At 65.1% G+C, this 1,783-nt stretch carries 4 protein-coding genes; all 4 read right to left on the bottom strand.

Annotated elements, in window-relative coordinates:
• On the bottom strand, positions 1–402 hold a 402-nt coding region (locus tag MOV75_RS36725; RefSeq protein ID WP_246932454.1), incomplete at its 3' end, for a cytochrome c oxidase subunit 3.
• A gap of 80 nt (positions 403–482) precedes the next feature.
• Positions 483–1,133: a cytochrome c oxidase assembly protein gene (locus MOV75_RS36730; RefSeq protein WP_246932452.1), complete on the bottom strand. Its 651-nt coding sequence runs from the start codon at positions 1,131–1,133 to the stop codon at positions 483–485.
• Between the two features lie 5 nt (positions 1,134–1,138).
• Positions 1,139–1,315, bottom strand: a complete 177-nt coding sequence (locus tag MOV75_RS36735) for a hypothetical protein (protein ID WP_063197888.1) — start codon at positions 1,313–1,315, stop codon at positions 1,139–1,141.
• The coding region (locus MOV75_RS36740; protein WP_247007830.1) for a UbiA family prenyltransferase at positions 1,312–1,783 on the bottom strand (472 nt) is incomplete at its 5' end. The genes MOV75_RS36735 and MOV75_RS36740, both read right to left, overlap by 4 nt.

The following is a 1,783-nucleotide window of genomic DNA, read 5'->3' on the forward strand; positions in this document are numbered from 1 at the left end:
GGCCGCAGTGCCGAGGCCGCAGCCGAACACGGCGTCGCGGGTGGCGTGGACGGCGTCGGCCGGAAACAGCGCCGCGTTGAAATAGGCCCAGAACCAGGCGACGAAGAACATCACCTCGGAGGCGATGAACAGGATCATGCCGTAGCGGTGATGCAGCTGCACGACGCGGGTGTGGTCGCCCTTGTACTGGGCTTCCTTGATCACGTCGCCCCACCAGCTCGCCATGGTGTAGAGCACGCCCACGGTGCCAACGCCGAACACGATCGGCGCGGCCGAGAACATGTGGTGCATCCAGGCGATCGCGCCGACCGCCATGATGAAGGCCGAGAGCGAACCGACCGCCGGCCACGGAGAGGGATCGACCAGATGATAGTCGTGATGCTTGGTGTGCGCCGTTGCCATTTGCGGTCTCTCTCCTCAATCCCGTGCCTATCAGGGCACTTATCCCCTCGTTTCCGACCTCCCGAGCGCGAGCCCGGCGATCAGAGATTTCCCTTGCGTTTGTCGTCTTCGCCCGATGCCAGCGGTTTCACCACCGGATCCTTCACCGGATAGAAGGTGTAGGACAGCGTGATCGTGTTCAGCCCGTCGTTCTCGTGGTCGCTGGCGATCGAGGGATCGACGTAGAACACGACCGGCATCTCGCGCTTCTCGCCGGGCGCCATGGTCTGCTCGGTGAAGCAGAAGCAGTTGATCTTCTGGAAATAGGAGCCGACCGTCAGCGGGGCGACATTGTAGGCAGCCTGCCCGGCCGTGGTGCGCGCGGCCTGGTTGGTCACGGTGTAGAAGACGGTCGTGACCTGACCGATATTGACCTCGATCTCGTTCTGCTCCGGCTCGAATTTCCAGGGCAGCCCGGGCGCGACATTGGAATCGAAGCGCACCGAGATCTTCCGCGCGATCGGACCGGTGGCCGGCGCGGAGGTCGCAACCTGGGTCGTGCCGTTGAAACCGGTGGCACGACAAAACCAGTTGTAGAACGGCACCGCCGCGTAGGAGGCACCGACCATCAGCGCGACCACGCCGCCGCAGATCGAGGCGACCAGCGCGTCGCGGCCAAGGCCCCTAAAAGGCCCACGCCCCTTGCTGGCCGTCCGGCTCTGATCCCGCGATATGGTCGGCTCGTGATCCATGTTTCCTACATCGGCCGCACGAGAACTGCCGGTCCCTTGACCATGGTGACGGCGAAGAACAGCACCACGAGCACGCCGAGCGCCAAAGCGATGGCAATGGAGCGCTGACGACGGCTCTTCTTCTGCGCCTCGGTGAGGACGATTCCGTCTGTCTCAGGTTTGTCGGCCATCGCTGTGATCATGCGCCCCCAACCATCGGAGCCAGTGCCCGGAACACGACCTCGGCCAGCAGGGTCGCGAACAGCGCGAACAGATAGAGGATCGAGAAGGCAAACAGCTTGCGGGTCGCGCGCAGCGATTGGCTGCGCTCGCGGCGCACATAGACGTTGATCGCGAGCGCCAGCATGCCGGCCCCCAGGATCAGCGAAACGATGCCGTAGACGGCGTCGAAATAGCCGAGCGCCCAGGGCGCGGCGGCGACCGCGATCAGCACGATGGTGTAGAGCAGGATCTGCAGGCGCGTCGCATCGGGACCGGCGACGTTGGGCAGCATCGGAATGCCCGCGCGCGCATAGTCGTCGGAGCGGAACAGCGCCAGCGCCCAGAAGTGCGGCGGCGTCCAGAAAAAGATGATGGCGAACAGCAGCAGCGGCTCGACGTCGACGGTGCCCGTCACAGCGGCCCAGGCCACCACCGGCGGCAGCGCGCCG

The organism is Bradyrhizobium sp. PRIMUS42, assembly GCF_023006515.1.
Classification (GTDB): Bacteria; Pseudomonadota; Alphaproteobacteria; order Rhizobiales; family Xanthobacteraceae; genus Bradyrhizobium.